32 protein-coding genes are annotated in these 25,612 nt (G+C 36.2%); 18 read left to right on the top strand and 14 right to left on the bottom strand.

The features are described from left to right. Nucleotides 1-137 precede the first annotated feature (137 nt). Entirely contained in the window at nt 138-566 is a 429-nt protein-coding gene (gene dksA / locus MIDI_RS00670) for an RNA polymerase-binding protein DksA (RefSeq protein ID WP_202795480.1), read from the top strand. A gap of 98 nt (nt 567-664) precedes the next feature. Further along, nucleotides 665-1,441 (top strand): succinate dehydrogenase iron-sulfur subunit, encoded by a 777-nt coding sequence (locus MIDI_RS00665; RefSeq protein WP_013950670.1) that lies wholly within the window; start codon nt 665-667, stop codon nt 1,439-1,441. A gap of 81 nt (nt 1,442-1,522) precedes the next feature. On the opposite strand, the gene MIDI_RS00660 is transcribed toward MIDI_RS00665, so the two are convergent. The 8 genes from MIDI_RS00660 to bioB form a co-directional block, all read right to left on the bottom strand. Further along, on the bottom strand, nt 1,523-1,843 hold the full coding sequence (locus MIDI_RS00660) for a hypothetical protein (RefSeq protein WP_041185316.1): 321 nt from the start codon (nt 1,841-1,843) through the stop codon (nt 1,523-1,525). Between the two features lie 439 nt (nt 1,844-2,282). After that, entirely contained in the window at nt 2,283-3,008 is a 726-nt protein-coding gene (locus MIDI_RS00655; RefSeq protein ID WP_013950669.1) for a TIGR02186 family protein, read from the bottom strand. Between the two features lie 10 nt (nt 3,009-3,018). Continuing rightward, the gene (locus tag MIDI_RS00650; protein WP_041185315.1) at nt 3,019-3,957 is read right to left on the bottom strand and encodes a sulfite exporter TauE/SafE family protein; all 939 of its coding nucleotides are present in this window, start codon (nt 3,955-3,957) and stop codon (nt 3,019-3,021) included. A 21-nt stretch (nt 3,958-3,978) separates the two neighbouring features. Further along, complete coding sequence (gene grxD, locus MIDI_RS00645) at nt 3,979-4,308, bottom strand: Grx4 family monothiol glutaredoxin (RefSeq protein ID WP_013950667.1); 330 nt, start codon at nt 4,306-4,308, stop codon at nt 3,979-3,981. Between the two features lie 4 nt (nt 4,309-4,312). Beyond that, nucleotides 4,313-4,543 carry a BolA/IbaG family iron-sulfur metabolism protein gene (locus MIDI_RS00640; protein ID WP_013950666.1) on the bottom strand — a complete coding sequence of 77 codons (231 nt, stop codon included), beginning with the start codon at nt 4,541-4,543 and terminating at the stop codon, nt 4,313-4,315. Nucleotides 4,544-4,546: 3 nt separating this feature from the next. Continuing rightward, nucleotides 4,547-5,107: an elongation factor P gene (gene efp, locus MIDI_RS00635; RefSeq protein ID WP_013950665.1), complete on the bottom strand. Its 561-nt coding sequence runs from the start codon at nt 5,105-5,107 to the stop codon at nt 4,547-4,549. A gap of 177 nt (nt 5,108-5,284) precedes the next feature. Beyond that, nucleotides 5,285-5,851, bottom strand: a complete 567-nt coding sequence (gene hpf, locus MIDI_RS00630; RefSeq protein ID WP_041185601.1) for a ribosome hibernation-promoting factor, HPF/YfiA family — start codon at nt 5,849-5,851, stop codon at nt 5,285-5,287. A gap of 379 nt (nt 5,852-6,230) precedes the next feature. Further along, the gene (gene bioB / locus MIDI_RS00625) at nt 6,231-7,169 is read right to left on the bottom strand and encodes a biotin synthase BioB (protein WP_013950663.1); all 939 of its coding nucleotides are present in this window, start codon (nt 7,167-7,169) and stop codon (nt 6,231-6,233) included. Between the two features lie 63 nt (nt 7,170-7,232). On the opposite strand from bioB, the gene MIDI_RS00620 reads away from it, so the two are divergent. The 5 genes from MIDI_RS00620 to bioD are packed head-to-tail and all read left to right on the top strand — an operon-like array spanning nt 7,233 to nt 10,300. Continuing rightward, on the top strand, nt 7,233-8,339 hold the full coding sequence (locus MIDI_RS00620; protein ID WP_237697389.1) for an aminotransferase class I/II-fold pyridoxal phosphate-dependent enzyme: 1,107 nt from the start codon (nt 7,233-7,235) through the stop codon (nt 8,337-8,339). Then, nucleotides 8,336-8,674, top strand: a complete 339-nt coding sequence (locus tag MIDI_RS06150; RefSeq protein WP_013950661.1) for an alpha/beta fold hydrolase — start codon at nt 8,336-8,338, stop codon at nt 8,672-8,674. Before MIDI_RS00620 ends, MIDI_RS06150 begins: the two co-directional genes overlap by 4 nt. A 44-nt stretch (nt 8,675-8,718) precedes the next feature. Next, complete coding sequence (locus tag MIDI_RS00610; RefSeq protein ID WP_013950660.1) at nt 8,719-8,964, top strand: alpha/beta fold hydrolase; 246 nt, start codon at nt 8,719-8,721, stop codon at nt 8,962-8,964. Nucleotides 8,965-8,969: 5 nt separating this feature from the next. After that, on the top strand, nt 8,970-9,686 hold the full coding sequence (locus MIDI_RS00605) for a methyltransferase domain-containing protein (RefSeq protein ID WP_237697388.1): 717 nt from the start codon (nt 8,970-8,972) through the stop codon (nt 9,684-9,686). Then, nucleotides 9,683-10,300, top strand: a complete 618-nt coding sequence (gene bioD, locus MIDI_RS00600) for a dethiobiotin synthase (RefSeq protein ID WP_013950658.1) — start codon at nt 9,683-9,685, stop codon at nt 10,298-10,300. Before MIDI_RS00605 ends, bioD begins: the two co-directional genes overlap by 4 nt. On the opposite strand, the gene MIDI_RS08335 is transcribed toward bioD, so the two are convergent. Genes MIDI_RS08335 through MIDI_RS00595 form a run of 3 tightly spaced genes read right to left on the bottom strand, consistent with a single transcriptional unit; the run spans nt 10,293 to nt 10,878 of the window. Next, nucleotides 10,293-10,430 (bottom strand): hypothetical protein, encoded by a 138-nt coding sequence (locus MIDI_RS08335; RefSeq protein WP_013950657.1) that lies wholly within the window; start codon nt 10,428-10,430, stop codon nt 10,293-10,295. The two genes, bioD and MIDI_RS08335, sit on opposite strands and share 8 nt — an antisense overlap. Before the next feature lie 35 nt (nt 10,431-10,465). Continuing rightward, nucleotides 10,466-10,639, bottom strand: a complete 174-nt coding sequence (locus tag MIDI_RS09195; RefSeq protein ID WP_237697387.1) for a hypothetical protein — start codon at nt 10,637-10,639, stop codon at nt 10,466-10,468. A gap of 41 nt (nt 10,640-10,680) precedes the next feature. Beyond that, a complete protein-coding gene (locus tag MIDI_RS00595; RefSeq protein ID WP_041185314.1) occupies nt 10,681-10,878 on the bottom strand; it encodes a hypothetical protein in 198 nt (65 codons plus the stop codon). Nucleotides 10,879-11,034: 156 nt separating this feature from the next. On the opposite strand from MIDI_RS00595, the gene MIDI_RS00590 reads away from it, so the two are divergent. The 11 genes from MIDI_RS00590 (at nt 11,035) to MIDI_RS00540 (ending at nt 22,853) form a co-directional block, all read left to right on the top strand. Continuing rightward, entirely contained in the window at nt 11,035-11,637 is a 603-nt protein-coding gene (locus MIDI_RS00590) for an NADH-quinone oxidoreductase subunit C (protein ID WP_013950655.1), read from the top strand. After that, complete coding sequence (gene ubiA, locus MIDI_RS00585; RefSeq protein ID WP_013950654.1) at nt 11,618-12,592, top strand: 4-hydroxybenzoate octaprenyltransferase; 975 nt, start codon at nt 11,618-11,620, stop codon at nt 12,590-12,592. The genes MIDI_RS00590 and ubiA overlap by 20 nt, the downstream gene beginning before the upstream one ends. Before the next feature lie 41 nt (nt 12,593-12,633). Next, entirely contained in the window at nt 12,634-14,577 is a 1,944-nt protein-coding gene (locus MIDI_RS00580) for a lytic transglycosylase domain-containing protein (protein ID WP_160162166.1), read from the top strand. A 143-nt stretch (nt 14,578-14,720) separates the two neighbouring features. After that, entirely contained in the window at nt 14,721-15,326 is a 606-nt protein-coding gene (locus tag MIDI_RS00575) for an NADH-quinone oxidoreductase subunit J (RefSeq protein WP_013950652.1), read from the top strand. Next, complete coding sequence (nuoK, locus tag MIDI_RS00570) at nt 15,323-15,649, top strand: NADH-quinone oxidoreductase subunit NuoK (RefSeq protein WP_013950651.1); 327 nt, start codon at nt 15,323-15,325, stop codon at nt 15,647-15,649. Before MIDI_RS00575 ends, nuoK begins: the two co-directional genes overlap by 4 nt. Before the next feature lie 2 nt (nt 15,650-15,651). Continuing rightward, complete coding sequence (gene nuoL, locus MIDI_RS00565; protein WP_041185598.1) at nt 15,652-17,583, top strand: NADH-quinone oxidoreductase subunit L; 1,932 nt, start codon at nt 15,652-15,654, stop codon at nt 17,581-17,583. A gap of 45 nt (nt 17,584-17,628) precedes the next feature. Beyond that, complete coding sequence (locus MIDI_RS00560; RefSeq protein WP_041185597.1) at nt 17,629-19,104, top strand: NADH-quinone oxidoreductase subunit M; 1,476 nt, start codon at nt 17,629-17,631, stop codon at nt 19,102-19,104. Between the two features lie 47 nt (nt 19,105-19,151). Next, complete coding sequence (locus MIDI_RS00555; protein ID WP_013950648.1) at nt 19,152-20,624, top strand: NADH-quinone oxidoreductase subunit N; 1,473 nt, start codon at nt 19,152-19,154, stop codon at nt 20,622-20,624. Between the two features lie 10 nt (nt 20,625-20,634). Beyond that, the gene (locus tag MIDI_RS00550) at nt 20,635-21,810 is read left to right on the top strand and encodes an NADH-quinone oxidoreductase subunit D (RefSeq protein ID WP_013950647.1); all 1,176 of its coding nucleotides are present in this window, start codon (nt 20,635-20,637) and stop codon (nt 21,808-21,810) included. 4 nt (nt 21,811-21,814) lie between these two features. Further along, entirely contained in the window at nt 21,815-22,417 is a 603-nt protein-coding gene (nuoE, locus tag MIDI_RS00545; RefSeq protein ID WP_013950646.1) for an NADH-quinone oxidoreductase subunit NuoE, read from the top strand. An 82-nt stretch (nt 22,418-22,499) separates the two neighbouring features. Continuing rightward, nucleotides 22,500-22,853, top strand: coding sequence for a hypothetical protein (locus tag MIDI_RS00540; RefSeq protein ID WP_041185312.1), 354 nt, complete (start codon nt 22,500-22,502; stop codon nt 22,851-22,853). A 64-nt stretch (nt 22,854-22,917) separates the two neighbouring features. On the opposite strand, the gene MIDI_RS06145 is transcribed toward MIDI_RS00540, so the two are convergent. The 3 genes from MIDI_RS06145 to hemB all read right to left on the bottom strand — a co-directional run bounded on the left by MIDI_RS06145 (nt 22,918) and on the right by hemB (nt 25,600). Next, nucleotides 22,918-23,391, bottom strand: a complete 474-nt coding sequence (locus tag MIDI_RS06145; RefSeq protein WP_272941003.1) for a transposase — start codon at nt 23,389-23,391, stop codon at nt 22,918-22,920. Beyond that, nucleotides 23,351-23,752, bottom strand: a complete 402-nt coding sequence (locus tag MIDI_RS09190; RefSeq protein ID WP_148234079.1) for a transposase — start codon at nt 23,750-23,752, stop codon at nt 23,351-23,353. Before MIDI_RS09190 ends, MIDI_RS06145 begins: the two co-directional genes overlap by 41 nt. Before the next feature lie 858 nt (nt 23,753-24,610). Then, nucleotides 24,611-25,600: a porphobilinogen synthase gene (gene hemB, locus MIDI_RS00525; RefSeq protein WP_041185310.1), complete on the bottom strand. Its 990-nt coding sequence runs from the start codon at nt 25,598-25,600 to the stop codon at nt 24,611-24,613. Between the last annotated feature and the right edge of the window lie 12 nt (nt 25,601-25,612).

The following is a 25,612-nucleotide window of genomic DNA, read 5'->3' as shown; positions in this document are numbered from 1 at the left end:
TTTTTTTATTTCTATAAAAAACAAATAGCTGGGCCATAAAATATAACAAATAAATAGGATATTTAATAAATAATTCACTTGCCTCGTTTTTTTATAGCCTAAAATATCACCGTATTTTTAACAATAAAGGTAAACTAATAATGCACATTACTGAACTCCCTGAAGGCTACATACCCTCTGAAACCGAAGAATATATGAATCCCATGCAACTCGCTTATTTCAAAAATAAACTGCTTGATTGGAAAACAAATTTACAAGAAGAACTCTCAGAAGCAGTTAGATTGTTACAAGAAAAAAACTGGAACGAGCCTGATATGACTGATAGAGCAAGCGATGAGGTTGATGTCAGTATAGAATTAAAAACTCGAGATAGATATAGGAAATTAATTAGCAAAATCGATGATGCAATTTCCCGTATAGAGGTTGGAAATTATGGATATTGCCAAGAAACTAATGAACCAATAGGATTAAAAAGGCTAGAAGCACGCCCAGTAGCTACCCTTTCAATTGCCGCACAGGAAAAACATGAACGTTTTGAGAAAAGCCATAACGAAGATGATTATTAAGAATTAAAATGGCGATTTTATAATTAGCACAGTTGCAGTGCCGCTAATTCTTATACTAAAATTGAACATACCAATATAAATCTGATCCGGTAATAAAGATGATTAAATTAGGGCTTTTTCTTAGAAATGGTATCAAAAAGGGCAAGGAGCACAACAAAAAAAACAGTTTCACCAAGACTTTCAATATATATCGCTACAACCCTGATTTAAAGGAAGAGGGCCAACAAATCGATACTTATCATATTAATACCAAGAACTGTGGCCCAATGGTTCTTGACGCCTTAATTAACATTAAGGATAAGATAGATAGCACCTTAACTTTTAGGAGATCATGCCGTGAAGGTATATGTGGCAGCTGCGCAATGAATATAGATGGCACAAATACTTTAGCTTGTATCAAGCCCATTGACGAAGTAAGAGGAGACGTTAATATTTACCCTTTGCCCCATATGGAAGTAGTTAAAGACTTAGTGCCCGATTTAACTAATTTTTATTCCCAGTTGGCCTCTATAAAGCCTTGGATACATTCATCCAAGGCCCCCGGCGGTTCTGAAAGGCTACAGTCAGAAGAAGATAGAAAGAAATTAGATGGACTTTATGAGTGTATACTTTGCGCGTGCTGCTCAACCAGCTGCCCTAGTTATTGGTGGAATGGCGATAAATATTTAGGTCCTGCAATATTACTCCAAGCATATAGATGGATTATCGATAGCAGAGATGAATCTAAAGAAGAACGACTAAATCTTCTTGATGATAACTTTAAGCTATATCGCTGTCACACAATCATGAACTGTGCTAAAACTTGCCCTAAGCACCTTAATCCTGCTGAGGCAATTTCTGCTATCAAAAGGGAAATAGCTGCAAGAAGTATTTAAAAACTAAAACCCTACACATCTCAATAGCTTAGCTTTTAACTAGTTGAATAGATATTTGTGCTCCTAGCAGCACCCTTAAATTTACCTCTTATCCGTCATAAAAAGCTCAGTTTGAAGTAGGGAGTAGGCCCGCAAGCCTATTTTCCATGAGATATACCGGGTTTGAAGACATAAGCCAAGAGCCCTGAGAAAGAGAGGTCTGCCAAGAAATTGTTTGGCAAGCGATGCCTTTAAAGACCTTATTACGGCTAATACATAAGTTATGACAAACCTTCCAGCTTTTTGTTGAGTCAACGTACCTCTGTTTGTTTCCCTTTGCAGCAATTCAGCAGAATGACCAACGGAATGACCGCGTCTCGCATCCAGCTCAACAAAGCGATTGTAGCTGACAAGCTTCGGCAATCCCTCTCTGAGAGAGATTTGAACACAGTTTAGGTAAAAATCTTTGAATCCGGTAATGCCCTCAAATGAAACAAAACGAGGATCGTTATAACTTCGGAAAGCATCATCCCAGACTCTCGTTCCCTTTGTCTCTGCGAGTTTCTTAAGGATCTTTGGTACGTGAGTTGTCGCTTGCAGAAATCATCAATCAAACAAAATATTTCTACTAGGGGAACCACTTTTCTTATTTATCGTGAAATTGAGAAAAACTTAATGGTTACACAGCCTCTTTGAAGCCATATCAGATAATTTCTTTAAAACTTACCTCAAACTGGAGTTAACACATGAAAAGGTAGTTCACATGTCGAAGGTACAGAGCCAGAACTGGCTTAAGGCGGTGATAGCCCTCACGGCATTGATATACACTAAAGTTAAGAAGATAGTGAACACAAATAGCGCACTATCTTCTTTTTAGGATTAAATTGACGATCCAACCGAAGATAAAAGTTATACTAATAGAAAGAATGACATACAAATTCGGCCAGTTTCTAGTCCACTGCTCAAATCTGTCATAAAACTCTTCTCTAATTACGTTAATTTCAGCAGATTTTGTATAGATCTTTTTATCGCCTTTAGCAATCAAGTATACCTGCACTTTATAATCACCAGTCATGATGTTTTGAGCCATTGGGATTTGGACTACGTTATTTCCCTCTAAATTTTCTTGGTTTAGTAAAGTCAAGTAATACATAGAATTTTTTTGAATTTGAAAGAGCGCAGAAACAGCCCCGCTCATTTCTAAAGGCGAGTATTGTTCTTGGTTTATAAATGAAATTCTTCGCCCGAAAATATCTATTAGTAAAATCCTTGAAAACCTATCTAACTCAGCGCTATTCATATCAGTTGCCATAAATTGATACGATGACACCTTATGAGTTATAAAATTTTTGGATTTTGTCCAAATTCCAAATTTCTTCTCTTTTTGCCAAATCCTATACTGTGATTTAGGGCCTGAAACCTCAACGATAAATTGGGTTGGAAAATCAGCTTTGATTTCAAGAGCAATGTTGGCACCCTTAAAACCCTTACTTTTTACAATCTGGTTGCTAGATAAACTTATTTCAAAATTCTGTATGGCAAAAGCCTTGCACGGCAGAAAAATCAATAGTAAAACAATAACTCTCATCTCAGATCCATTATTTTAGTATTTCTATTTGATAAATATTTGTGGGCTCTGCAAATAACTCAAATCCTATCTTTGCGCACAGTAATAATGTTACAGTAGCTATCATAATTTTAAAAGTCTCTTGGCTTAATTGGGAACCTATTTTAGCACCAATTTGCGATCCAAAAACTGTACCAATTAGTAATGGAATTGCTAGTACAAGATCTATGCTTTGCGACTCTATAGCGTGGATATAATAAGAAATAAATGTAGTAAAAACCATTTGAAAGCTGATAGTTCCGGCCACATACGAAGAAGAAATACCGAAGATATATAGCAATATAGGTGTCATAATGAGGCTGCCTCCTAGCCCCATAAAAGAAAGCATAACTCCGCTTAGTGCCCCTAACGATAAAGGAAATATGGCACTCAGCTTGTTTTTAGAACTAGGAAATTTTGTTTTACAAAATGAAATCTTCTGCACCCAGTTTGGCAAGGGTTTTGGCGGAGTGGAAATTTTTTTATACCGATAGTACAGCAAAATCGCCACTTCCTTCGCATTAAAAGTGCCTATTGATAACAAAGTAAATAAAAAGCTAAGAGAGACAAAGATATCGAGCTTTCCTATATTAGAGTACCAGTGATAAAGAATAATGCCTAATATAATTCCTACAAGTCCGCCACTTATCAAGAACGCAGCTAATTTATAATCTATCAAATTCTTTCTAGCATAAATAAGAGAGGCCGAAAAAGAAGTTGCTAAAACCTGGTTTAAAGCAGTGGTAACAGCGATATGAATCGGAACACCCAGAAAAATAAGTATTGGTAGAAGTATAATACTTCCTCCAATACCGCACATACCCGCCATTATACCAACAATTACCCCTATACCGATTAAAGCTATCCCATTAATGTTTAACTCTGCAACAGGAAGGTATAGGTAATAAAAATTTTCAGAGTCAAATATCAACCAATTTACCTAAAAACAAGTTTAATTATATCTTATCTCATTTCTCTTTAAAATATCAATTAATTCCCCGCTTTGATAAAGCTCCTTCACTATATCGCATCCTCCAATAAACTCTCCTTTAATATAGAGCTGCGGAATCGTTGGCCAATCCGAGAAATCCTTAATTCTTTGCCTAAGGTCTTGGTCTTCAAGAATGTTGATATCAATAAATTCAACTCTTAGCTTATTAAGAACTTGCACAACCAACCCTGAAAAACCGCACATGGGAGCCCCTGCAGTACCTTTCATAAATAATACCACATCATTATTTTCTATTATTTCTCTTACCTGTGCAAAAATATCCTTATTCATAACTTTAACCTGCTGATGATTTTATAGAAATTGCATGTAATTCATTACCAACGTATCTACCAAGTGCACTGTATACCATTTTATGCTGCCGCAACCTAGACATCCCTTCAAAACTTTTATGCTTTATTTTTAGTTCATAGTGATCATTATCACCTGCATAATCTACCAGCTCTATCTCAGCACCATCAAAAGCTTTCCGTAGCAACTCCAAAATAACTCCTTTATCCAAAGCCATTAACTAAGCCCTTTCTAAATATTCTAATGTTACTGTACTTACTAAAATTTTGTCTCCTTGATTGATAAAAGGTGGAACCATAATACGAACTCCATTTTTAAGTACAGCTGGTTTATAAGAAGAAGCTGCTGTTTGTCCTTTAATGACGGGCTCGCACTCAGCAATTATTCCCTCAACCTTTTCAGGCAAAGAAACTGATACTGGTTTACTTTCATAGAGTTGTACTACAAGATTCATACCCTCTTTAAGAAATGGCACCAGATCTCCTACTAATTCTAAATCCACCTCAGTCTGCTCGTAGGTTCGCATATCCATCAGCGCCATTTTATCACCTTCAGTGTAAAGGTATTGCAAGTCATTAGTGTCAAGATGAGCTTTCTCAACAGTTTCGCTGCTTCTAAAGCGCACATTGGTTTTAGTTCCAGCCTGCATTTCTTTCATTTCAACTTGCATATAAGCTCCCCCTTTACCAGGCTGAGTGTGCATGGTCTTCAAAACCACCCAAAGCTTTCCGTGATATTCCAAAACATTTCCCACCCTTATGCTATTAGCATCTATTTTCATAATATTCTTGGTAAAAAATTACTTAACCCAAGCTTCTACCACAAACAAAGAATTGTGACAAACTAATTTAATATATATATCACCCCCCCCCTAAAGAATATTACACTACACCTACTGTGCCATCTATAAGGGACTATACCGGGTCTAGCTGCCAATAAGAGAGCATCTCCCTTAAAACTATCTTCTTATCCAGGAAATATTTCCGTCCTTTCTATAATAAACAACATTGGTAGCACCTGTTTGGCCATTTATAAACATATAAGCCGGCAAGTCCATAATGTCCATATGCATTACTGCATCTGACACACTCATTCTTTCAATTTGGAATGGCTTTTCAGCTATGATTATAGGCGTTTCATCAGCTGCTTCATCTACATCATCCTTTCGTGTTTCAATAACATACTTTACACTATCCAGGTAAGTACCCGGCTCAATCTTTCTTCTATGATGATTTCTTATTTTTGATTTATATCTTCGTAACTGCTTAGCCAATTTTGCCATAGCTTCGTCAAAGCTTTTATAAGGATCAAAGCCTTGAGCATTACTTTTTACTATAGTCCCCGTTCCAGTCCCTTCATTAACAATAATATCAGTTTTGAATAAGTGATTTTGTTTTGAAATAGTAACGTGGGACTTGATTGCATATTCAAAGAACTTTATCACATTATGCTCAACAGAAAACGTGATATGTTGGCGTAAGGACTCACCCACATCCAGATGCTTGCCAGAAATCAATATTTGCATTCCTATTCCTCCCCATTGCATTACTCCGGCAAGTTACGAACCATTAGAGAAATTCTCTTACAAATAAGACCACGATCCAACAGACCAGAGCTTACTTCTCATTTGAATACCATGGCGCACTAAAGTAAAGAAATATTTAGTATTTTTTTATTAATAAGGCTCTTGAAAAATATCGAATCATAACTACACATGTCACAGACACTACCTCACCTCGAAAAACCAATAATGCACTTACTTAATTTCTTAAATTTCATCTGGGTTATTCTCAATACAGAATTCTCTATAACACCTTTGAGCAACGGGTACAGCTACTATTAGTATATGTCAATAACTATTTCAAATAATTGCTCCCGTTTTTCTTCCGAACGCAACTTTGAACCTATAGCCTTTCGAGCCCTAACCTTTCAAACAGTTGATTATCCTGATAAGGCACAGGGTTTGGAGCAGTAAGCAATTGTTCACCATAGAATAAAGAATTCGCTCCGCTAAAAAAACACAAAGCTTGTAGCTCTTCGCTCATTTCACTTCTTCCAGCCGAAAGCCTAATATAAGACCTCGGCATCATAACCCTTGCCAATGCAATGGTGCGCACAAACTCAATAGGACTAATATCCTCACCATCCTCCAAAGGCGTTCCAGGAATTCTAATTAGCTTATTTATTGGTACTGATTCGGGTGGACTGTCCATATTGGCAAGCACTAATAGCATCCTGATTCTATCCTCACTTGATTCACCCATTCCTAAAATACCACCACAGCAGACCTTAATTCCAGCCTTTTGAACATGCTCTATGGTGTTTAATCTATCCTCAAAGCATCTGGTAGTGATAATCTCTTCATAATAATCAGGAGACGTGTCAATATTGTGATTATAAAAATCTAATCCAGCATCTTTTAACATTTGAGCTTGATGCCCTTTTAACAGCCCTAAAGTCACACAAGTTTCAAGACCAAGCTTTTTTACTTCTTTGACCATTTCACAGACTTTTTCTAAATCTTGATCACGCGGGCCCCGCCAAGCTGCTCCCATACAAAACCTTTGACTCCCAGCTTCTTTAGCTTTCTTAGCTGCATCCAGAACTCTATCTAATCCCATCAGTCCTTCTTTTTTCAGTCCAGTATCGAAATGCGCTGATTGTGGGCAGTAAGAACAATTTTCTGGACAACTGCCTGTTTTAATGCTTAAAAGCGTACTAACTTGAATTTTTTTAGGATTAAAATTCTCTCGATGAACCGTCTGAGCTTGGTAAATCAATTCGTGGAATGGAGAATTGAATAACTCAAATGCTTCCTCAAATAACCATTTTTTTGATGTCATATATTTATTAACCTTATGCAATTAGAATCATATAAAAAATTAGAATCATATAAAAGCTACTGTTTGGAACTAAGGGAAAACAATATTTTCAGAGAAATCAAACACACTAAGCAAAACAATCCTTTTATTGATTTTAGTAGCAATGACTACCTAAATTTTTCTAATAGTCAAGAAATACTAGCAGCCGCTTACAATGCAGGCAAAACTTTTGGCGTTGGAAGCACTGGATCAAGGCTGCTTTCAGGCAATAAAATTATTTTTCATGAATTAGAAGAAAAAATTGCAAAGGATAAAAATACAGAAGCAGCACTGATATTTAATTCTGGATATCAAGCAAATATCTCTGTTATTTCTACGCTTTTACTAGCTGATGTTTTAAAAGCCCAGCCCTTAGTTTTTTTTGATAAGCTTAACCATTCAAGTTTATATCAGGGGGTGAAGCTAGCTGGAGCTCAATTAATTAGGTATAATCACAGCAACTACAATCATTTAGCTGACTTACTGGATTCTTATAGCACAGATACCAGGCCTAAATTCCTTATTGCAGAAACCTTATATGGAATGGATGGCGATATTTTAGATATCAATAAAATTGCTGGAATTTGTAAAAGATATGAGGTCTTCTTATTTTTGGATGAAGCGCATGCAACAGGAATATTAGGAGAAAAAGGGTACGGCCTTTCGACTTATTTAGATCATAATGAAATCAATTACGTAGCTATGGGTACTTTTAGCAAAGCAATGGGGGGATGCGGTGCTTACGTTGCCTGCTCAGAAGATATTAAGGATTATTTAATTAATAAATGCTCAGGTTTTATATATTCTACCGCTCTCTCCCCTATGGTCGTTGGTGCAGCTGCTAAAGCTTGGGATAAGATTTCTACCCTTAATAAAGAACGCTTAGAGCTGTTTAATAATGCAAACTTTCTAAGAGAAGAATTAAGAAAAATGGGCTTTGATACTGGCTTATCCACAACACATATTGTTCCTATTGCATTAAAAGATAACAAATTAGTAGTCGAAATAGCTAATAAATTAAGGGATAAAAACATTGTGGTTTCAGCTGTAAGACAACCAACAGTACCATATGCAAGGATTAGAATAGCTCTTTCTACAGCCCATTCTAAAGATGACATCAGCCAACTGCTTCATACATTAAGCACTTTATGAAGTTAGGTTTTATTTTTTCACATGGTTGGGCTTTTAATAAATCTTATTGGGATAATCTTTTACCACACTTCAAAGAGCATCCATGCATTGTGTTGGATCACGGCTACTATGGATTGGAGTATTTGCCACAGGTCGATAAAAAAATTCATTGGATCAGTGTCGGGCATTCTCTTGGTTTAGTCAAATTGCTACAATCAAAAAACACCTTCAAAGCTTTAATTGGGCTTCAAGCATTTAATAATTTTTTATCATCTGATAAAAGTCTCAACCGAAGGAGAACACTGGAGCTTACAATAATGCAAAAAATTTTAACGATAGTCCCAAGAATACTATAGAAAGCTTTAATGGAATTGTAGCAAATGACATCGATTTCTATAGAATGACAAATGACCTTAATTTGTTATCATATACCCACGTCTCGCTATTTGAGAAATTTAGTGAGCTACCAATTCTTATTTTATATACCGCAGATGATGAAGTGGTGCCGGTAGACATCGTAGAAGAAAATTTCAAAAATTATCCAAACGTACAATTAAAAAAGATGCCAAATTCTAAACATTTATTAGGATTTCTCAATAGCGAGCAAGTTGCCATATCAATTAAGGAGTTTCTAAAATGTTTTTAAAACAAGTGCAACATTCTTTCAATAAAAGTGCTACAAGCTATGAGTCAGTAGGACATATACAAAGATTAATTGCTCACATGTTAGTCAAAGAAATTCTTGATAATATGGTTAATAAGGAGCCTAAACAGATTATTGACATTGGAACAGGCACCGGCTTTGTAATAGAAGAACTCTTAAAACACCTACCCCATGCTACTTATACCGCAAACGATTTGGCTTGCAATATGATTGAAATTGCAAAAGCAAAATTTATTAATTTTCAGAATATCAATTATCTTGTAGGAGATGCTAGTACTCTAGATTTCGAATATTCAGATCTCGTAACTTCAAGTATGTCTCTACAATGGTTTCCTGATATAAAAGGCGTACTAAAAAAACTTTACAACAAAACTGCCGTGCTATCATTTTCAACATTACTAAAAGAGAATTTCAAAGAGTGGTATGAAATACTGTATCAATTTAACATCTCTCCTCCTAATTTTCATACTAAAAAAGAATTGGAAGAAATTTGCCTATGCCTCAACCCTCGTAGGTATAGGTTTCTTAATAGGTCATATATGATAAAATTTAATAACGCTCTTGAAATGATTAAGTATCTTAAAAAATTGGGCGCGAATGTAAATAATAATGGTAACAAATACCTAGTAAAAAATCTTTTGGATAACTATAAAGAACCAATTGAGACCCGCTACGAAGTATTTTTCGCTATACTGGAGAAATGAAAATTTTTGTTACAGGAACTGATACAGATATCGGCAAAACCATCATATCATCGTGGTTATGCTTGCATTTTAATTGCCACTATTGGAAGCCAATTCAATCCGGTTCTACACCTCTTACGGATAAGGAATTTGCTCAGCAATTAGGAATTAACACGATTCAAGAATATGAACGTTTAACGCACCCCTCGTCTCCTCATCTTGCCGCTCGTCTCGATAACAAAACCCTTGATATCAATAAGATTCAGGTGCCACTACTTGAACCCCTTATAGTAGAAGGAGCAGGAGGTATTTTAGTACCTATTAATGAACGGCACACAATCTTGGACTTAATTCAACACTTAAATTTACCAGTGATTGTGGTCGCTAAATCAACTCTTGGCACTATTAACCACACATGCCTCACGTTAGGAGCTTTGACAAACAGAAATATTAAAATCCTTGGAGTTATCATGAATGGCGATAAAAACGAAGAGAATAAAAAAGCCATAGAATATTATGGTAAAGTCAGAGTGCTTCAGGAGTTTCCTAAGATAGAAAAAATCAATAAAAGCTCTCTGTCAGCAATTAAACCTTCAACAGCTTTATTAGAGCTCTTTACCTCAAAACTTAACTAAAATCGATGGTGGTATCCATAGTGCTATCACATATTAAGTTCAGTTGGTCATCAACTGTGTTCACTTCTACAGCGTTATGAGAACTGATTGCCTCACAAAATCGATCGTCGAGCAACTCTAAATTCTCCATACTTGCTGTGAGTTCATTACAAGCTTCTTCAAGGGTTACTTCTGCCCCAATAGTATGAAAATAGTATTCATCAACATAATATTTTTATCGCCTATAACATCTGTATTTGCAAACATTGCAAATGCGCTGAAATCTTCTCGTGTTAAATCGCCTGCGAACCCCCTATATGAGGCATAAGAAGCACGAGAATCATTCTTGATTTTTTCCACGACTTTTTTTGCTTTCTCAGGTAAGCCTTTATTCTTAGCAATTACACTATTTCCCGCTTATATTTAGTACATCCAGCATCGACCGCGAATTCGATAGTCTTGCTCCCCTCTAACCCTCGAAAAATAGTTTGCTCCTTTTCAGATTTTGGTTTAGAGAATTTTACTACAGGATTCGCAATTTGACTATTTTTTAAAGTCTCAACAATCATCTCAATTCCAGAATTTTCTATTTGCTCCAACTCAATGGTAATTCTACTTTTATTGTTCTTTATGTAATTAATAATTTTTATACTATCACCCTTCCTATTTTTACTTATTAACCTTTACAGATTATTTGATATTATATCTTTACTCTGTTATGCTTTCTTTAAGCTTTTTGATGTCCCTAAATTGATATGCAAGACCTAGAATCATTTAAAGACTTTTTGTTATCTTCGGATCGCAAACACGCCATGATTAATTATCATATAGAGCACAATGAACTTTTTGTGATTTTAGGTTTAAATTTTTTGAGAGACTTTTTGGTCTTTTTAAAAACTAACGAAAAATTCTCTTTTCAAGTTTTGACTGACTTATGCGGTGTTGATTACCCGGATAGAGAAGATCGGTTCCAAGTTGTATATAACCTGTTAAGTCTCACCTCTAATCTTAGACTAACTATTAAAATAAATGCTAAGGAAGACCAGTTAGTACCGAGTGTCTGTGACATTTATAGCGCAGCAAACTGGTATGAAAGAGAAGCTTGGGATATGTATGGTATCTATTTTTCTGGCCATCCCGATTTAAGAAGAATCTTAACTGATTATGGGTTTATAGGGCATCCTATGCGCAAGGATTTTCCGCTTACTGGATTCTCCGAAGTACGATATGACATAGAGAAGAAAAAAGTTATATATGAAAAAGTTAAATTAACACAGGATTTCAGAAGCTTTGACTTCGCAAGTCCTTGGGAAGGAACCGATTATATATTGCCAGGCGATGAAAAAGCAACCAAATGATAATTTCTCAAGATTAAACAAACTAATTTGGCTCTTTATAGCTTATGTTTTGCAAATTTTGAGTAGCGTTAGAAGCCATATCACCAAAGGTTATTCTGCCCTCATCAACATCAATGATCCAATAGTGCGCTTAATGCGTCTTGATAAGCCTGCCCCGCTACTGCTATTAGTGCTTCCAATATGGTGGATTATCGGCTTGGCAGCTAGCAATCCTATATCCATTTTGTTTTTCTGTTTATTTTTCTTTATGGGGGCCGTATTTATGAGAGGTGCGGGTTGTATAATTAATGATATTTTTGATAGAGATCTTGATAGTAAAGTTGAACGCACCAAAAACAGACCCCTTGCTAATAAAGAACTCCCAGTAAAACAAGCCTTACAAATTATGCTTGCTTTACTTTTATTTGCCGCAATATTACTTTTTATGTTGCCAAAGAGTGCGATATATATAGGAGTTTTTGCTCTAGTTCCAATTGCAATTTATCCTCTTATGAAGAGGGTCACTTATTTTCCTCAATTGTTTTTAGGCTTAACCTTTAATATAGGAGTTCTAATTGCTTGGGCAACATTAAGGGGCACGGTAAGTTGGCCCCCGATCTTAATTTATGTAGCTGCTGCAATCTGGACCTTAGGGTACGATACAATTTATTCTTATCAGGATATTAAAGATGATATAAAGTTAAACTTAAAATCCACAGCAATAAAGTTTAAAGAAAGAGGTCCCACGCTTATTTGGTCTTTTTATCAGATTACGGTGGCGCTAATATGCATAGCAGGCCTTCATATGCACTTAAATTTCTTTTTTTATATAGGAATGGCAATTGCTGCTTATCATTTATATTGGCAAATTGAAAACTTAGATATACTAAATGAAAATGATTGCGGGAAAAAATTTAAATCAAATGTTGGATTTGCTTTTTTAGTATTTGCTGCAATACTGATAGGAAGGATATAACTACGAGTAATTTATTGATAATAATGAGATTAGTGTACCAGTTGTTTGGGTTGCTTTTAGTGCTTGCTCACGTTAAAAGCGCTATTTCGTTTGATATAAAATTCGATAAAGCTCAAAGAGAAGCAGTTAACAGTTTGGCTAATGGCGACATTGAGTCGGCATGTGCGTATGCCAATAAATCTGTGAATGCTGCAATGACAAATGATATTATTAGATTTATTGTAATGGATAGATCTATAGCACCTAGCATAGGAGACGCCGAATATTTGGCAAAAAAATACAGTTGGTTAGCTGCAATTCTACCTAATAGATTTGACAAAGTACTTAATAATTCTCTATCATTTAAGGAGGTTAAAAGGTTCCTTGCTATTTTGCCTAAAAAAACTGCACTCAGCCAAATTTTCTTATGTGATGCTGCTATAAGAGAAAAAATGCACCCGGAAGAGGACTTGGAAAGACTTGAAAGAATATGGGTAAAATCTACTTTTCAGTCTGAAACCGAAAACTATCTAATTAATACTTACATAAAGTCATTTCATATTTCTTCTCTGGAAACAAAAATTCGCACTTTTTTAATGTGCAAAAAAATTGAGGAAGCTAAAAATTTAATTAGGTTTTTGCCAGCTGCTAAAAAAAGTATTTATGAAGAGCTTATAAAAGCAAACTCTAATATGGAGACAGCTAAAAAACTCTTTAAAAACAAACGAATTAGTCCTCAATTAAAAGCTGTAGCGCTTTATTTTTATATAAGACATCTTAATGCAGCAAAAAAATATCGAGCAGGATATGACCTACTCTTGCAAGCCAATTGTAAGGAATTTCCAGTAAGGTGGTGGCAGCTAAAAAATATTGCAATTAGAAATGCTTTAAGAGAAAAAAAATATCAAACCGCTTTAAAACTAGCAAAAAGTAATCAAATAAAACAAGGGCCGGATTTTTTTGAGTCAGAATGGCTTGCAGGATTTATTACCTTTAGGATGCTTGGCAATCCAAGAAGTGCTCTAGAGCATTTCCACAACATGTTTAATACCGCTAAAACTTCGCACTCTAAGGCACAAGGAGCATATTGGCTTGGAAGAGCTTATAAAGCAATTAGAGATAAACAAAAAATGAGCCACTGGCTTAACTTTGCAGCTAGAACTTACCCGCACTTCTTTTACGGACAGCTGGCCAGTTTAGAAGTAGGTTCCAAGCTGGATTACCGTACCCCAATCAATGAAAAAAAGCGTACCCCACCAAAAGCAATCAATAAAAAGAGAATCGAAGAAGTTATAATTTGGACTAAAGCGCTTTATAAGTGTGGCCTTAAGGCAGAAGCAAATAAATTAGCAAGTTATATAATAGATTTTGATTTATCCGATTCCGATCTTGCTAAGGTTTTAGAGCAGTTAGAGGAGGTACCTATAATTGTTGCGGTAGCCAAGCAGCTCGCAAACTCAGGACGTCCAATAATAGAAGCAAGTTATCCATCGCATTCCGATATCCATAAAATTGCTAAGAAATATGATCATACCCTTTATCTTGCAATCATTAGACAAGAGAGTGGTTTTGATCATGAAGCGCTGAGCCCTGCAGGAGCAAGAGGGTTAATGCAACTCATGCCTAGAACTGCCGAGAATTATGCTAAAAAATTAAAACTAGAAAAAAATGATTATGACTGTAATGCTTCAACTAATATCAACATTGGAGCATGTTATGTTGATAGGCTAATGGAGCTTTGGGATAATAATTATATAATGGCTATTGCTTCTTATAATGCCGGCGAAAATGCTGTTGCCAGATGGACCTCAGAATATGGAGATCCTAGGAATTTAAAAAAACTACATGAAGTCCTTGACTGGTTAGAACTTATGCCATACGGAGAAACAAGACTTTATGTAAAAAAAGTCTTAGAAAATATAGTTAATTACAATGCAGCTATAGCTAAAAAAAATTATACCAAAGTAGAAGTTTTACAATTGTTTAGCGCAACTGCCATAAATTAGCCAGATAGTAGAGGCCTTTAAGACGAAAAGCACTATTGCAACATCACTTTATTCATGCTAGCTTCGCAATTAGTCTTAGAAAATGTTCTTGGCTCTGGTAATTTTTGTTTTAAGATTGTGGTAAGCACGATATAGGAGTATCTATGATAGAATTAACTTTTTACTTTTTTAGCGCACTTTTACTGTTATCTGGGATATTAGTGGTATCCTTGAGGAAGCCTGTTCACGCAGTTTTACTTCTGATTTTTGCCTTCTTTAATGCCGCAGCTCTTTTTATTTTGATAGGAGCAGAATATATAGCCATGACCATAGTTATTGTGTATGTAGGCGCGGTAGCCGTCCTCTTCCTGTTTTCTGTGATGATGATAGACAACAATAACACAAATGCAAAAAGAAAATTTATTTCCGTTCTGCCTTTAGCGATTATACTTTGTGGTATTATATTTTTTGAAATGGATTGGGCGATGCGTAGATCGCCTGAGTATTTGCTCCCTGCTGAAAAGGATGCAACCGCGTCTACTTTACCTAATACGGAATCAATAGGCTCTGTGCTTTATACTGATTACTTCTTGCAATTCCAACTGGCCGGGCTCATACTTTTAGTTGCAATGGTTGGTGCCATCTTGTTAACTTTAAGACATGTAAAATTTGTTAAACGTCAGAATATTTACAAGCAAATTAGCCGTAATAGACAGGAGGCTGTTGCTATAGTAAACCCAGAATTTGGTCGAGGGGTAGAAGTAAAATGAATTACAGTATAGTAGGCGATATTAGTATAATAAACTACATCACAGTAAGCGGGGCGCTGTTTATGATAGGTGCTTGTGGAATCCTAACTAATAGACAAAATATGATCTCGATTTTAATGTCAATTGAACTCATGTTACTTGCGGTTAGCATAAATTTTGTTGCGTTCTCTTCATATATTGGTGATTTAAGCGGACAGATCTTTACTATTTTTATACTCACAATTGCAGCAGCAGAGGCCGCAATTGGACTCGCTATCATTATGCAATTTTTTAGAGATAAGGGCACCGTAGAAATAGGCAACGCTAATGAAATGAAAGGATGAATATGTATTTACACAATTTATCATTATCCGTAGTTTTCCTACCGTTGCTCGCCTCCATCCCAGTTGGCTTAAATACCAATAAGGTCAAGCCGGTAATCGCGCAGATAATCACGATTTCTTTTGTAAGTATTGCAGCAATTTTCTCATGGATAATTTTTTACTATACTTGCTTTGATGGTCAAATAATTCACCTTAAGCTGATAAACTGGCTCAATTTGGGCGAACTTAAAGCGGATTGGTCTATTTACATAGATCCTCTTACCGCCATTATGTTTTTAGTAGTAAACACTGTATCAACCCTAGTCCACATTTATTCCGTAAGCTATATGTCGCATGATCCCAATCAGCCGCGTTTTTTTAGCTACTTATCTCTCTTTACCTTTTTCATGTTAGTTTTAGTGAGTGCCGATAATTTTGCCCAATTATTTGTCGGTTGGGAAGGAGTTGGATTAAGCTCTTATCTTTTGATTGGGTTCTGGTTTCACAAAAAATCTGCGTACTCTGCTGCAATGAAAGCTTTCTTGGTAAACAGAGTAGGCGACATAGGCTTAGCTATTGGAATTTTCTTAATCGCAATGAAGTTTGGTAGTGTTGAGTATGCTACCGTCTTTTCTAAAACAAAATATTTATCTGAAGAAACCATCAATTTCTTAAGTGTCGATACTAGGTTATTGACGGTTATCTGTATAGCGCTCTTTATCGGATGTATGGGCAAGTCGGCACAATTAGGCTTGCATACCTGGCTACCAGATGCCATGGAAGGACCAACTCCCGTGTCAGCTCTAATACATGCAGCAACCATGGTAACTGCTGGAGTGTTTTTATTAGCAAGATGCTCTTATTTATTTGAATATTCAGAAATTGCCTTAGATTTGGTGACTATAGTTGGCGCAGCCACCTGCCTATTTGCAGCCACCATCGCCACTGCTCAAAATGATATCAAAAAAATTATTGCCTATTCAACCTGCAGCCAGCTGGGGTATATGTTTTTTGCTTGTGGGGTCTCTGCCTATTCCGCTGGCATCTTTCACTTACTTACCCACGCCTTTTTTAAGGCACTATTATTCCTAGGAGCAGGCAGCATAATTCACGCTCTTGCTGATGAGCAAAATATCAAGAAAATGGGAGGAATATGGAAAAAACTTCCTTATACCCACGCTCTGATGTGGATAGGATCAATAGCTTTGGCGGGAATTCCACCTCTTTCAGGGTTTTTCTCCAAAGACTTAATATTAGAAGCCGCCTATGCCTCGGACTCAAGGTTTGGTCATCTAGCTTATTGGCTTGGAGTTGCAGCTGCAACGTTAACTGCGTTTTACTCCTGCCGCTTATTATTCTTAGTTTTCTATGCTCCAACTAATGCAGATAAAAAAATCTTCACAGAAATTCATGAAGCACCTCAGTCTATGATGATACCTCTAATGGTGCTGGGTATAGGATCGTTAATATGTGGATATATTGGATACCATATTATTGATATCAGCAACCTGTCTTTTTGGTCTGGTGCCATCTTCGTCTTACAAGAGCATGATTCTATAGATAAAATTGATACGATCGGACACTGGGTAGCACAAATACCTTTGCTTGCTGCACTATTTGCAATGTTACTTGCATATTATTCTTATATATTAAAACCAATTGTTTCAAGCTGGTCATATAAAAATTTTCGTAATATCAATTCATTCTTAGAAAAAAAGTGGTATTTTGATGAAGTATATGAGTTTATCTTAATTAAGCCAGTTAAATTACTAGGCACGAGTTTATGGCGATTTGTTGATGTCGGTTTTATTGACGGTATTCCGAACTACTCCGCAAGAGCTGTTGCTAGATTTGCAAAAGTCGCTTGTTTACTGCAAACTGGTTATATTTATCATTATGCAATGGCAATGTTAATAGGGGTTATGATTTTAGTTTATTGGTATTTGCCATGGTAATTTTAAATATATTTTTATTAAAATATTGAGACTGGAGATAACTTTGTGGAAACAGCAATTCTTTCAAATCATATTTTTTCACCAATTTTAGGAGCAGTAGTAATAATCTTGCTTGGCATGGTCAACTACTTTAAATCTGATATTGTATCAAAATATCTCGCTCTTATTGTTGCTTCAGCTAATTTCTTAATTTCAATTTTCATACTGTCAAGATTTGATAAAGAAACTGATCAATTACAATTCGTTGAGAAGAAAGCTTGGTTTGCGGAATATAATATTAGTTACCACCTTGGAATTGATATTATCTCCTTGTATTTTATACTTCTTACAACGTTTCTATCCTTGATATGTATTGTTGCAAGCTGGAATTCTATTAAAGATAAAGTCAGAGAATTTTTTGCATTACTACTTCTTTTAGAAGGCCTCATAATAGGAGTTTTTGCTGCTGCTGATATAGTATTGTTTTATCTATTTTTTGAAACCGTCCTAATCCCAATGTTTTTTATAATTGGCATTTGGGGCGGAGAAAACAGAATTTATGCCTCATTTAAATTCTTCCTATATACTTTATTTGGCTCTGTTTTGTTCCTGCTTGCTATACTCTACATGATCTTTTATTCAGAAACCGCGGATATACAGCTACTCGTTGAAAAAGTTCCACATTACAATATAGAAACACAAAAGTGGCTATGGGCTGCGTTATTCATGGCTTTCGCAATTAAAGTTCCGATGTGGCCTTTGCATACATGGTTGCCAGATGCTCACGTACAAGCACCTACTGCAGGCTCTGTAATGCTAGCAGGAGTGCTTCTAAAGCTAGGAGGGTACGGCTTCTTACGCTTTTCGATACCTATGCTGCCCGAAGGCTCTATATATTTCGCTGACTTTGTCATAATCCTGAGCATCGTAGCCGTAATCTACACATCCTTAGTAGCTCTAATGCAAACAGATATGAAAAAGATGATAGCTTATTCATCAGTAGCGCATATGGGTTATGTTACCGCAGGTATGTTTACATTCACGTCCCAAGGTATAGAGGGATCGATTTTTACTATGTTAAGCCACGGATTAATTTCTAGCGCTTTATTCCTTTGTATAGGCGTTTTGTACGATAGAATGCATACTAAAGAAATAAGTTTTTACGGCGGCCTAACAAAAAAAATGCCCACATTTGCGTTATTTTTCATGATATTTATGCTAGGCTCTGTTGGACTTCCTGCGACCTCTGGATTCGTTGGAGAGTTTTTCGTTCTATTTGCTGCATTTAAAACAAAAAATTTATACGGGGTATTGCTTGCACTTGGAATGGTTTTAGGAGCAGCATATATGCTTTGGTTGTACGCACGATTGATGTTTGGTCAGCTAAAAGGTCAGCTTGTTGAAATAACAGATTTATCAGTAAGAGAAAAAACTTATTTAGCTTCTATTGCGGTTTTTATTGTATTGTTAGGTATTATGCCAAACATTATAAATCATAATCTTTTTATGTTCACAGAAAATTTAGTTAACAAAATTAAGTGAACTAAAGAGATTATGCCAGATGAAATAAACTATAATATAAGTGATGAATGATGTCGGAAACTGTTTTTGAAGATTTAGCTGTTTTAATCCCAGAGCTTATTATTGCATCGGCAGCAATAATATCATTAATTCTTGGTTCTTACTTTAAAAAAGCCAGCCAATACATTTTCATCCCTATAGCAATCAGTTCGGTTGCAGCCATATACTTTGCCATCACTGGCTATGGACAAGATTTAGGCGCCCTTGATGATTCAATTTTATATAACAGCTATACAATATTAATGAAGGTCATAATTCTTATAGCTTTTTTAGGCGCATTGCTATCGCTTCCCATTACAAAACTTAAAGAAGCTGTCATCCCTTTTGAAATACCTGTTTTATTGGCATTATCAGTCGTTGGAATGCTAATAATGGTTTGCGCTAACGATTTGCTCATTATATACCTAGCCCTTGAATTAATGAGCTTACCCCTTTATGTACTTACAACATTTAGTCAAAAACACAGTAGATCGCATGAAGCTGGTTTGAAATTTTTTATGCTAGGAGCGCTCTCTTCTTGCCTTTACTTATTTGGCTCTTCAATAATGTATGGATTTGTTGCCAGTACTAACTTCAATATGATAGGCGAGTACTATGTGAGCGTCATGAATTCTAACGAAATAGAAATAGCAGTTCCAATAGTATTCTTAATAGCGTTGGTGCTTATACTTTCAGCATTTTTCTTTAAAGTTTCCTCAGCCCCCTTTCATATGTGGACCCCAGACGTCTATCAAGGAGCCCCTACTTTTATTACTATGTTTTTATCCGCAGCCTCTAAGGTTGCATCTATTTCAGTACTTTTAAATATTCTCTACATGCCTTTTATTGATTTAATTGATCAGTGGCAGCAGATTATAGTTTTTTGTGCTATTGCCTCTTTATTCATAGGAAGCTTAGGCGGTATTATGCAAAAAAACCTCAAGAGAATGCTTGCTTACGGTACCATAGGTCATATTGGTTTTATTTTAATGGCGCTTTCGGTCGGCGAACTTTCTGGAATCATCGGCACTATTTTTTATGCTACAATATATGTAGTCATGAGTTTCTTAGCCTTTCTGCCAATATTAGCCCTTGAAACAGATGATAAATATCACGGCGAGATTAAAGAAATAAGTGGTCTCGCCAAATCTCATCCACTGTTAGCTGTGATTGTATTGATTGCCATGCTCTCTATGGCTGGAATTCCTCCATTTGCAGGCTTTTTTGCAAAATTTTGTGTGCTTTTTAGTGTTATCGAACAAGGGCTTTATTCTTTAGCCATAATCGGCGTACTTGCCACAGTTGTGAGTTGCTACTATTATCTTCGAGTCATAAAAATAATGTACTTTGATAACACGAATCACACCTTTACAATTAATATACCTTTCAGTGTAAAATTTGTCATCCTTGTGGTAGCCTTATTTAATATTGGATATGTTATAATGCCAGAACCTATTCTAGCATTAGCTAGACAGGCAGCAGAATCGTTAATTTCTATTTAAAATTTTAACCATGAAAATAGAAACAAAAAATATATCAATTAATCTAGGACCACAGCATCCGGCAGCCCATGGAGTACTGAGGTTAATTCTTGAAATGGATGGAGAAGTGATAGAACGAGCAGATCCTCATATTGGCTTGCTTCATCGCGGTACAGAGAAATTAATAGAATACAAGACATATTTGCAAGCCTTGCCTTATTTTGACCGTCTTGACTACGTGTCTCCTATGTCACAAGAACACTGTTTCGCACTTGCTGTCGAAAAACTTCTTGGCTGCGAAGTACCAGAGCGAGCTAAATACATACGTGTCCTCTTTTGCGAAATCACAAGAATTCTTAACCATTCATTAAACATTACCACTCAAGCTCTTGATGTCGGCGCGATGACCCCTCTTTTATGGCTGTTTGAGGAGCGTGAAAAATTAATGGAATTCTACGAAAGAGCAAGCGGTGCTAGACTACACGCAGCCTATATAAGGCCAGGAGGCGTTACTCAAGACTTACCCACAGATCTATTAGAAGACATTCATAAATTCATCCAATCCTTCCCTAAAATGATTGATGATACCGAAGGGTTGCTAACAGACAATAGGATATTTAAACAGCGCCTGGTAGATATTGGAGTTGTAACTAAAGAGCAGGCGCTAGATTATGGGTTTTCGGGGCCAATGCTTAGGGGCTCTGGAATCGCATGGGATCTAAGAAAAGCTCAACCATATGAAATCTATGATCAACTAGATTTCAGAGTACCAATTGGCAAAAATGGTGATTGCTATGATCGATATTTAGTGCGAATCGAAGAAATGAGGGAATCACTCAAAATAATAGAGCAATGTATAGAAAAAATGCCGGCAGGCCCGATTAAAACTTTGGACAGAAAAATTGCTCCTCCACCAAGAGCAGAAACGAAAACTTCTATGGAAGCCCTTATCCATCACTTTAAATTATACACCGAAGGATACGATATACCAAAAGGAGAAACCTATACTGCAGTGGAAGCTCCTAAAGGAGAGTTCGGAGTATATTTAGTTTCCGATGGTAGTAATAAACCTTACAGGTGCCATATTAGAGCCCCAGGATTTGCCCACCTTCAGGGCTTGGAATTTATGTCTAAAGGACATATGCTAGCGGATGTTGTAGCGAATATCGGAACCTTAGATATTGTATTTGGTGAAATTGATAGGTAAATTTATGTCTTCTATGTATAAACTAATAGATTTCACTCAACCTACAAGTTTTGAATTTACAAAACAAAATATTAAGGAAGTTGAGGAGATCTTAAAAAAGTACCCGAATCAAAACAAAAGAAGTGCTGTTATGCCATTGTTGCACCTTGCTCAAGAGCAAAATAATAACTGGGTACCAAAGGCGGCTATGGATTATATAGCTAAACTTTTAGACTTAACGCCAATGCAAGTTTATGAGGTAGCAAATTTTTATACAATGTATAACAAGCAACCAGTTGGAGATAATTTAATTCAGGTTTGCAGGACTACTCCTTGCTGGCTAAGCGGCTCTAATAAAATCACTGAGATTTGTAAAAAAAAGTTAGGTATAGACATTGGTGAAACAACCAACGACAAGCAGTTCACCTTAGTTGAAGTTGAATGCCTTGGCGCATGTGTTAATGCGCCAGTAGTTCAAATTAATAATGATTATTATGAGGATTTAAGCCCTGAGAAAATGGATGCTGTATTAGAAAGTATCACTAATAATAGAAAAATTGCTCACGGTTCCCAATCAGGAAGACTAAATTCAGCGCCTGAAGGCTGGATAGCGAAACATAAAAATTAGTACGAGATGAAATTTATCATATACACTCTATTTAACATCTTTCGCCGCAGTATGTCACTACTATTTTAGAAGTAGATTAATTGTGATAAGAGCTTTACTTTTCACTTTAATATTACTTTTTATCACTAGATTCGCACTTCATTCTATCCCGGGATTCGCTAATGCTTTAGCAGTGCCAAAAACTTACACTTACTTATCTCCCATATCTTATCCTTTTGTGATGTACTTAAATTTTGATAAAACTATGGCTGTCCTATTGCTTTACGCTACTGGCCGTTTTTACACTTACGAACAAAATATTAATTTTAAAATCATTACAACAATTATTAATTGCTCCTATAGCATGCATTATTTCCTTGCTACTGAAAGCTTACCTGCCGAAGTATGTACAATTCGCCCCCAAATTACCAAAGATTTTGTTTATCTGGGGGAATAAATGATTTATTATTTGTCTGCATGTCAGAAAAAGTAATTTTTCGAGGCTTCTTGCAAAAAAAAGCTCAAGTCATTGGCCAGCAATAAATTTGGATTACATATAGTAACCTCAGTTTGACGTTAAGGAGTATGCCCGTGAGCCTATTTTTCCATGGGATATATTGGGTTGAAGACATAAGCCAAGAGCCCTGCCAAGAAATTGTTTGGCGAGTGATGCCGTGGCGCTGGATTTGGCAAATCTCTTTCAATTCTCCGATGGCTGTTTCAATCAATCCACGCCCTGCAAGAAGCAGTTGTTTAAAAGCCGCAAGCCGGGTTTTGTTTTTCATGTTTTTCTTAAGCCGTGTGATGAGCTCAATACCTTGATTGCTCAGTGTTTTGCTTATATACCACTGATCTCCGAATAGAAGGCCTGTCAAATATTGAGTCAGTTTCTCGACAACGGCTCGATCATCTGTATTACCCGAAGTCAGTGTGAATGACATAATCTCTCCTTGATCATTGAGGCCAAAGAACCATCCGGGTCGACGTTTTCCCACGCTGAGCGACGCCTTTAAGGACCTTATTACGGCTAGTACGTAAGTTATGACAAACCTTCCAGCTTTTTGTTGAGTCAACGTACCTGTTTGTTTCCCTTTGCAGCAATTCAGCAGAATGACCAACGGGATGACCGCGTCTCGCATCCAGCTCAACAAAGCGATTGTAGCTGATAAGCTTCGGCAATTCCTCTCTGAGAGAGGTTTGAACACAGTTTAGGTAAAAATCTTTGAATCCGGTAATGCCCTCAAATGAAACAAAACGAGGATCGTTATAACTTCGGAAAGCATCATCCCAGACTCTCGTTCCCTTTGTCTCTGCGAGTTTCTTAAGGATCTTTGGTACGTGAGTTGTCGCTTGCAAAAATCATCAATCAAACAAAATATTTCTACTAGGGAAACCACTTTCCTTATTTATCGTGAAATTGAGAAGAACTTAATGGTTATACAGCCTCTTTGAAGCCATATCAGATAATTTCTTTAAAATTTACCTCAAACTGGGGTCGATTATATTAGATTAGAGACTGCTTTAAGTGATATAGGAATTGTTTCACAGATCCCAATAAATTGGATCTCAATTATGCCATCCGGAAGAAGCAATATAATTTCGTGTGGTAAATCTTTTGGCACTATAGAGTTTTTATATTATATACCGAGCAGAAGCCTAATAGCATTTTAAAAAGGCCACAGCTTGAGTATGACGCAAATCATAGGCTTGGGGAGCTTGTGGTCGCGCTTCAATGCATTAATATGATATCTCCCAAAATCCTTATGCAGTTGATATAGGGATTTCGGGCCTTATTATACAAGCTCAAGCCGAGAAGAAATTTATGCAGACAAGTTGATCGCATTTGCACTCAGGCCAAATCAGATTAAATATCGCGATCTCTGGGATACATCACGGGGGGGGCCACACGGTCAGGCGATCAAGCCAAGATTAGAGCTGATTACTCATAAACTTAAAGATCGAAATTATCCTATAGATCATTTTCTAAAAACATTTAATGAGCGTAAAAATTTTCTTGAAACAAGGCTAGAAATGGCTAAGGAATTTAGACAAGGAATCAAATCCTGGAGCAAGAGAATTTCTTGAGTTTTATAGTTTACCTTCTAGAAGATTTAATTAACCAATTTCTCAGTGCTAAACACAATTAAGATCGCTTTACTTATTCATGAAAAAGCATATATGTAGAAAAACTAGCGAAGATCTCTTTTAAAAAATTTATTTTGGTAATAGCTTAGCTATTTCAAGTGCACCATAGGTTATAACACACGAGGCCCCTGCCCTTTTACAGGAAAGTAAAAACTCAATTTGAACATCTTCATAAGAATAAATCCCTTGTATAGCTGCAATTTTAAGCGCAGTATACTCCCCGCTTACTTGGTAAGTGATTACCGGAGTTGGATACGAGTTCTTTATCTCTCTAACAACATCTAAATAAAAAAGTGAAGGTTTCACTATAATAGCATCCGCTCCTTCTGCTATATCCAGTTTAACTTTTCGCATCGCTTCATTAATATTAGCAGGATTTAGCTGATAGTGTTTTTTATCAGTTGATCCTAAGGATATACTTGAATCAACTGCTTCACGAAATGGTCCATAAAGTTTTGAAGCATATTTAGCGGCATAAGAAAATATTTGCGTATTTAAAAATTTATTCTCTTCAAGGGCAGACCGAATAGAGCGTATTCTGCCATCCATCATATCGGAAGGAGCTAGAATATCGCATCCAGAATCTGCTAGGATTAAAGCTTGCTTTGTTAGTATTTCAACAGTTTTATCGTTATCAACTAACCCTTCTATATCTAAAACTCCATCATGTCCATGTATTGTATAAGGGTCGAGTGCAATGTCAGCTATTATACCGATATCTGGCACAACTTTCTTTATAGCAGAAATGGTTTTGCAAAGTAGATTATTAGGTTTTATAGCATAGCCACCAAACTCGTCTTTTAGAGATTTGTTAATTCTAGGGAATAAAGCAACCGCTGAAATCCCCTCATTATAAGCTCTTTTTACTGTATCTATACAGAGGCCCATACTAAGTACATTTACATCCGGCATAGACGGGATTGCAATTTGCTCCCCTTCTTTCACAAATATAGGCAAGATCAGTTGAGATCTATGAATATGGTTTTCAGCAAACATCTCTCTAGTCCAGCCATGACGCTTATTTCTCCTGATTCTTGTATACGGATGAACAAAAGGCATAATTTATACTGT

This window comes from Candidatus Midichloria mitochondrii IricVA (assembly GCF_000219355.1).
GTDB lineage: Bacteria > Pseudomonadota > Alphaproteobacteria > Rickettsiales > Midichloriaceae > Midichloria > Midichloria mitochondrii.
Note: the sequence above shows the minus strand (reverse complement) of the source record. Positions and strands in the feature narration are given on the sequence as shown.

Coding starts and splice junctions, on each gene's coding strand:
- MIDI_RS00665 (WP_013950670.1), top strand. CDS start 665: ATGATTAAATTAGGGCTTTTTCTTAGAAATGGTATCAAAAAGGGCAAG.
- MIDI_RS00655 (WP_013950669.1), bottom strand. CDS start 3,008: ATGAGAGTTATTGTTTTACTATTGATTTTTCTGCCGTGCAAGGCTTTT.
- grxD (WP_013950667.1), bottom strand. CDS start 4,308: ATGAATAAGGATATTTTTGCACAGGTAAGAGAAATAATAGAAAATAAT.
- MIDI_RS00640 (WP_013950666.1), bottom strand. CDS start 4,543: ATGGCTTTGGATAAAGGAGTTATTTTGGAGTTGCTACGGAAAGCTTTT.
- efp (WP_013950665.1), bottom strand. CDS start 5,107: ATGAAAATAGATGCTAATAGCATAAGGGTGGGAAATGTTTTGGAATAT.
- hpf (WP_041185601.1), bottom strand. CDS start 5,851: ATGCAAATATTGATTTCTGGCAAGCATCTGGATGTGGGTGAGTCCTTA.
- bioB (WP_013950663.1), bottom strand. CDS start 7,169: ATGACATCAAAAAAATGGTTATTTGAGGAAGCATTTGAGTTATTCAAT.
- MIDI_RS06150 (WP_013950661.1), top strand. CDS start 8,336: ATGAAGTTAGGTTTTATTTTTTCACATGGTTGGGCTTTTAATAAATCT.
- MIDI_RS00610 (WP_013950660.1), top strand. CDS start 8,719: ATGACAAATGACCTTAATTTGTTATCATATACCCACGTCTCGCTATTT.
- bioD (WP_013950658.1), top strand. CDS start 9,683: ATGAAAATTTTTGTTACAGGAACTGATACAGATATCGGCAAAACCATC.
- MIDI_RS08335 (WP_013950657.1), bottom strand. CDS start 10,430: ATGGAGAATTTAGAGTTGCTCGACGATCGATTTTGTGAGGCAATCAGT.
- MIDI_RS00590 (WP_013950655.1), top strand. CDS start 11,035: ATGCAAGACCTAGAATCATTTAAAGACTTTTTGTTATCTTCGGATCGC.
- ubiA (WP_013950654.1), top strand. CDS start 11,618: ATGAAAAAGCAACCAAATGATAATTTCTCAAGATTAAACAAACTAATT.
- MIDI_RS00575 (WP_013950652.1), top strand. CDS start 14,721: ATGATAGAATTAACTTTTTACTTTTTTAGCGCACTTTTACTGTTATCT.
- nuoK (WP_013950651.1), top strand. CDS start 15,323: ATGAATTACAGTATAGTAGGCGATATTAGTATAATAAACTACATCACA.
- nuoL (WP_041185598.1), top strand. CDS start 15,652: ATGTATTTACACAATTTATCATTATCCGTAGTTTTCCTACCGTTGCTC.
- MIDI_RS00555 (WP_013950648.1), top strand. CDS start 19,152: ATGATGTCGGAAACTGTTTTTGAAGATTTAGCTGTTTTAATCCCAGAG.
- MIDI_RS00550 (WP_013950647.1), top strand. CDS start 20,635: ATGAAAATAGAAACAAAAAATATATCAATTAATCTAGGACCACAGCAT.
- nuoE (WP_013950646.1), top strand. CDS start 21,815: ATGTCTTCTATGTATAAACTAATAGATTTCACTCAACCTACAAGTTTT.
- hemB (WP_041185310.1), bottom strand. CDS start 25,600: ATGCCTTTTGTTCATCCGTATACAAGAATCAGGAGAAATAAGCGTCAT.